The 5,823-nt window shown below is 70.0% G+C and carries 5 protein-coding genes and 1 tRNA gene; 4 read left to right on the top strand and 2 right to left on the bottom strand.

All coding sequences use genetic code 11. The features are described 5' to 3' along the window. The first annotated feature begins 688 nt into the window (after window positions 1-688). Window positions 689-1,429, top strand: coding sequence for a carbonic anhydrase (locus tag ACWJ6R_RS28560; RefSeq protein WP_449065196.1), 741 nt, complete (start codon window positions 689-691; stop codon window positions 1,427-1,429). Between the two features lie 115 nt (window positions 1,430-1,544). Here the strand turns inward: ACWJ6R_RS28560 and ACWJ6R_RS28565 are convergent. Continuing rightward, window positions 1,545-1,616 (bottom strand) — tRNA-Val (locus tag ACWJ6R_RS28565). Window positions 1,617-2,082: 466 nt separating this feature from the next. Here ACWJ6R_RS28565 and ACWJ6R_RS28570 point away from each other — a divergent pair. Continuing rightward, window positions 2,083-2,499, top strand: a complete 417-nt coding sequence (locus tag ACWJ6R_RS28570; protein ID WP_068895435.1) for an SsgA family sporulation/cell division regulator — start codon at window positions 2,083-2,085, stop codon at window positions 2,497-2,499. Window positions 2,500-2,551: 52 nt separating this feature from the next. Here ACWJ6R_RS28570 and ACWJ6R_RS28575 read toward each other — a convergent pair whose 3' ends face one another. Next, a complete protein-coding gene (locus ACWJ6R_RS28575; protein ID WP_449065197.1) occupies window positions 2,552-3,184 on the bottom strand; it encodes a DUF305 domain-containing protein in 633 nt (210 codons plus the stop codon). A 51-nt stretch (window positions 3,185-3,235) separates the two neighbouring features. On the opposite strand from ACWJ6R_RS28575, the gene ACWJ6R_RS28580 reads away from it, so the two are divergent. Further along, window positions 3,236-4,648, top strand: coding sequence for an LVIVD repeat-containing protein (locus ACWJ6R_RS28580; RefSeq protein ID WP_449065198.1), 1,413 nt, complete (start codon window positions 3,236-3,238; stop codon window positions 4,646-4,648). A 392-nt stretch (window positions 4,649-5,040) separates the two neighbouring features. Then, the gene (locus ACWJ6R_RS28585; protein ID WP_449065199.1) at window positions 5,041-5,766 is read left to right on the top strand and encodes a hypothetical protein; all 726 of its coding nucleotides are present in this window, start codon (window positions 5,041-5,043) and stop codon (window positions 5,764-5,766) included. Window positions 5,767-5,823 lie beyond the last annotated feature (57 nt).

The raw sequence follows: 5,823 nt of genomic DNA on the forward strand, positions 1-5,823 counted from the left end.
CCCGTGGAACAGGAACAGCAGGCCCGTCACGGCGCGGAAGAGCGAGAGCACTGGTCCGGAGAACCGGTCGAGATTCATGAGGTCACCCCTTGTCTCGTGGCGGTCGGTGCCCGTCGTCGCCGTGCGGGCGGATCCGAGCCGTCCGGACGCACCGGGTAATCACCATCAGACATGGCGTCCAATACGATGAAAGCATTGGTCCAGCCATTCACTGGCTCTTCCCAGCACGCACCGACCGTCGTTGAAAGTTCAACTGACTCATCAAAGGGTGCAATCCCGGACACTTATTGTCAACCACCCGTATGACCTCCGTCGACGGAGGAGGACGACTCGCGATCCCCCGTCCACCTGGCCTTACGCCTTCCCATCTGCCATTTCCCCAGAGCGTGAACGGCAATTCATCCGATTCATCGCCACATATCCGATGAAAGTTTCCCGGCGCATCTCATCATTCGGACGACTGCGAAAGTTTCGGAACTCAGATGGCGCTCCGGTCCCATACGGGGCCGCGCGGGAATGGCACGTTCCAGGGTTTTCCGGCCCCGATCCCCGGCGGCCCGCCGCCGACGACCAGTCCGGCGGACACGGACGGGCGGGCACGGACGGGCGGGCACGGGCGGACGGTTCTCGATCGTGCCCGGACGCTTCCGTTGCCGGGGCCTTGCCCGGAACGGGAAGGACTCAGGCCATGATTCTTCCCGTCGACGGCCCGGCGCGGCGAACGCTGCTGACCGGTGCCGTGTCCCTTGCAGCCACGTGCCTCGTCGGCCGATCGCCGGCCGAGGCGGCGAGCACGGCGGCGCCCACGCCCACCGCAGGACCGCTTCCGAACTCGCCGAAGGCCGCGTACGACCGGCTGATGGAGGGCAACCGCCGCTGGGTGAGCGGCGAGCTCCGACATCCCGACCGCGATCCCACCCGCCGGGAGCTGCTGGCCCAGCAGCAGCAGCCCTACGGAGTGGTGCTGGCGTGCATCGACTCCCGGGTCGCACCCGAGCTCGTCTTCGACACCGGGCTGGGCGAGCTGTTCGTGATGCGCACCGGCGGGCTGGCGGTGGGTCCGGTGGTCACCGGATCCGTCGAGTACGGGCCGATGACCGGCGGGACTCCGCTGATCGTCATACTGGGCCATCAGCGATGCGGCGCGGTCTCCGCCGCCTACAAGGCCCTGCGGGAAGGCGAGCCGCTGCCGGGCAACCTGCAGGCGATCGAGCAGGCGCTGCGTCCGGCGTACGAGCAGGCCGCGCGGGAGGGCGGCGCCGATCCCGTCGAGACGATGACCAGGGCCCAGGTGAAGCTGACCGCGGACGACCTGCGCGGCAACCGGGACCTCGCACCGCTGGTGGGCAGGGGGGCCCTGGCGGTGGTCAGCGCGTACTACTCCCTGGACACGGGCCGGGTCGAGATCCTGAACGGCGCCCCGGCCTGAGCGCTCAAGCGTTCCGGGACCCGTGGCCGCATCGGCCGCTCAGGGAGCTCGCCGACAACGGAAAGGCCCGCCGGTTGATGTCAACCGGCGGGCCTTGACCTGCGTCTTACCTGTGTGGGCGATACTGGGATCGAACCAGTGACCTCTTCGGTGTGAACGAAGCGCTCTCCCGCTGAGCTAATCGCCCGCCCTGCGGCCCCTTGCGGCGCCGACGTGGAAAACCATACATCAATCCGGGACCGGTGGCGAAACGACGTGCGCAACGGCATGATCTTGGGAGTGGCGGCACGGAGACGGCACGTCGGGAGGCAAAGGTCCGCGGATGAGCCCGGTGGGGGGCTACGGTGTCATACCATCATCCTGATCCGCAGAAGTACCGTAAGACCCGAGCTGGACCCCTTCGCCCAGGACGCCCCTCCAGGGGAGTCGACCGTGATGGAAACGATGCGCAAAACCCTTGGAAATATGGCGCGGTTGATGACGTTTGGCCAGGCTGATGCCCAAATGTCGCACTGTGATGTGCGTTACAGAAGGGCCCAGAGGCGGAATCTTTCCTACGGGCTCCGTCGTTGCGCGTCATAACCATGGACGAAGCCCGTCACAGCAGTGATAGCCCCGCAGAGGGGACCGACGACGAAAAGGTTTGGCTGACGATGAACAGCACCACCGTCTCTGCCGAGCTGGGCCTTCGGCTTGTGGTCCCCGACCGTAGCACCGTCCCCCTGCTCGCCGGACTGAGCTACACCGCCGATGATCCGTACGCCATCAGGATGGCCTTCCACGTGGGCAACGACGAGCCCGTGGAGTGGATCTTCGCCCGCGAGCTGCTGACCGTCGGCATCGTGCGCCGGGTCGGCGACGGCGACGTCCAGGTGTGGCCCGCCCGCGCCGACGGGGAGCGGACCCTGCACATCAGTCTCACCTCGCCGTTCGGCCAGGCCCTGTTCGAGGTCCCGCTGGCCCCGCTCACCGAGTTCCTGCACCGGACCTACGAGCTGGTCCCCGCGGGCCGGGAGACCGACTTCATGAACCTCGACTCGGAGCTCAGCAACATGCTCTGGAGCTCCTGACCACCCGGCTCGGCCATTCCCCGGCGCAGCGGCCCGCCCCGGCAGGCGGCGCCTACCGGGCGAGCATCCCGCGCATCCGGGCGATCTCGATTCCCTGACCGGAGACGACGTCGCCCGCCATGGCGATCATGATCCGGTCCGTACCGGCCTTGAGCTGCTGCGATGCCATCGTCACCGCGGCCTCGTGGTGACGGATCATCAGGGTCAGGAAGAGCTTGTCGAAGGCCGCGCCCCTGGCCGTCCTGAGCCGGTTCATCTCCTCCGGGGTGACGGTGTGGTCGTCGTGCCCGCCGTGGCCGTCCTGGCGGCGGCCGACCGATTCCAGCCATGAGGTCATGGCCGCGATCTCGGGCCGCTGCGCCGCGCCGATCCGCTCCGCCAGCGTGCGCACCTCCTTCGACGACGACCGCGCCGGGACCAGCTCCACCATCTCCAGGGCCTGGCGGTGGTGCGGGATCATGCCCTCGGCGAACCGCACGTCCGCCGCGCCCACCCGCGCCTCGGACTCCCCCAGCCGCTCGCCCGGCGTCGCCGTACGGCCGGCGTCCCCGGGGCCGCCCGGCACGATGACCGGTGCGCCGGTGCCCGCCACCAGCGGCGACGCCGTTTCCGGCCCGGGGGCCGCGCACCCCGTCGCGACCGCCGTCGCCACGATCGCGACCAGGACGAGACTCGACCGGCACATAATCCCCATAACATCAATAATGCGGTAAACATTCGAATCAATGGGGGCACTGTGCGATCAACCGTGGCGTTCGCGCTGGCGGCGATGCTCGTGATGGCGGGCTGCGGCGCGAACTCCGAACCGCCGGATCCCGGTACGGCGCCGCCGTCCGCCGCGGGTTCCGGCGCTCCGTCCGCTTCGGCGTCCGCGCAGCCCGATGCCGGTGACGTGATGCACAGCGCCAACGTCACCCACGTCGCCAACATGCCGCCGCAGCCGCCCCTCGACGGCCCCCAGTCGTGGGGCACCGACCTGGCCTTCCAGGGCGACCACGCGTTCGCGGGCAACTACGACGGCTTCACCGTGTTCGACATCTCCGACCCGGCCGAGCCCGCCGTGGTCAGCCGGGTGCTCTGCCCCGGCGAGCAGAACGACGTCTCGGTGACGGGGAACCTGCTCTTCCTCTCCGTGGACACCCCGCGCGGCGGGCCGGAGTGCGACGCCGCCCAGGGCGGTCAGGAGGGAGGCGGCTGGGAGGGCATCCGCATCTTCGACGTCTCCGACAAGGCGCATCCGAAGTTCGTCTCGGCCGTCGCCACCGCCTGCGGTTCGCACACCCACACCCTCGTGCCGGGCGAGAACGCCGAGACGGTCTACCTCTACGTCTCCTCCCCCGGTCCGGAGCCGGGTTCGGCCACCTGCCCGGCCCCGCACAACATCTTCTCGATCGTCGAGGTGCCCGTCGGGAACCCCGCGGCGGCCAAGGTCGTCGCCAAGCCGGTGATCGACGGCACCGCCGCCCGGGTGGGCGGCGGCGCCGACCAGATGGTGATCGGCGGCTGCCACGACATCACGGCCTATCCGGAGAAGGACCTCGCCGCCGCCGCGTGCTTCGGCGACGGCATCCTGCTGGACATCTCCGACCGGGTGAAGCCCAAGGTGCTCCAGCACGTGAGCGACGAGGAGAACTTCTCCATCTGGCACTCGGCCACCTTCAACAACGACGCCACGAAACTCGTCTTCGGTGACGAGTTGGGCGGCGGCGCGGGCGCCACCTGCGACCGCGACACCCCCCGGACCAAGGGCGCGAGCGCCGTCTACGACCTGAACGCGGACCGCACCCTCACCCGGCGCGCCTACTTCAAGATCCCCAGGGAGCAGCAGCCCGGGGAGAACTGCGTCGCCCACAACGGCAACCTGCTCCCGATCCCCGGCAAGGACGTCATGGTCCAGTCGTGGTACCAGGGCGGGGTGTCGGTCTGGGACTTCACCGACTCGGCGAACCCGCGGGAGATCGGCTTCTTCGAGCGCGGCCCGGTCAGCACCCTCGGAGGCTCCTGGTCGGCCTACTACTACAACGGCCACATCTACTCCAGCGACATCACCAAGGGCCTGGACGTGCTCCGGATCGACGATCCGCTGACCGACCCGGCGAAGAAGGCGTCCCTGAAGGAGCTGAATCCGCAGACCCAGCTGTCCTACTAGATATCGATAAATCATGATCGATGGGCCGTTCCTCATTCATGCAGAGGAACGGCCCTTATCGTCCGCCGTACGACCGGTATGGTGACGTCCGTCTCGTCCGATCATGACGTCGTCTCGGGGGATCGATGACCCAGGGCCCGTTCCCGCAGCCCGGATACCGGCCTCCCGGTTATCCGCCTCCGGGCCCTCCTCCCGGGTATGCGCCTCCTTCCCCGTCCGGCCGCCCGCAGCGGCGCCCTGCGCACCCGTCAGGCCCTCTCCAGCGGTACCCCGCGCATCAGCCGCGGCATCCCGGGCACCACCCGCCGGCCTCGCACGCGCCGCCGGGGCATCCCGCGCCCGGCTTCCCCGCCAGGCCCGCGGCCGGGGGCGACCGTACCGGCCGCAGGGCCGTGAGCGTCCTGCTCGCGGTGCTCGGGACGCTGCTGCTCCTCGGCGGGGCGGGGACGGTCCTGCAGGCGGTGAGGGAGAGCAGGCAGGAGATCAGGAACGACGCCCACTGGGCGGACCTGTGGCGCAACGTCCCCGCGGAGGAGATCTTCCCCGAGCGGATCTCCAGGAAGTGGAGCCCCCGGGCCGACCAGCTGGACCCCGCGAACGCCCAGTGGGTACGGCTCGGCATCGCCCCGCAGACCTCCTGCGCGGCCGGGCTCACCGGTGAGGCCGCCCGGCGCGCCGAGGCCGCGGGATGCCGGGGTGTGGTCCGGGCGACCTACGCGGACCCGACCGGATCCATGATCGCCACCGTGGCCGTGATCGGCCTGCCCGACCAGGCCGCCGAGAACCGGCTCGGCGCATACCTGCGCGGGCAGACTTGGAAGGACGATCCCGACCTGTCCGTGCGGACCCACCCGGTGCCCGGGACGGCCGCGGCCCGATGGGCGGACACCAGGCGGAACGCCTCCGCCGCCCTGGCCGTGGACGCGCCGTTCATCCACCACGTCGTCGCGGTCTCCACCGGCTCCGCGGACGGCCGTCTCGCCACCCGCATCCCGGCCGCCCGGCGGTCGCAACGGCGGCTGAGCGAGGAACGGAAACCCTGGTCGGCGGCCGCGGACGACCTCGCCGCGATGTTCGGCACGTATCTGACGGACCTCCCCGCCCGGAGGAGGCCGTGAGGGGGGGGAACGGCCGCCCTCGCGGCCGTGCTGGCCGCCGCGGCCGCCGCCGGACCC

This window comes from Planomonospora algeriensis, from assembly GCF_977012225.1.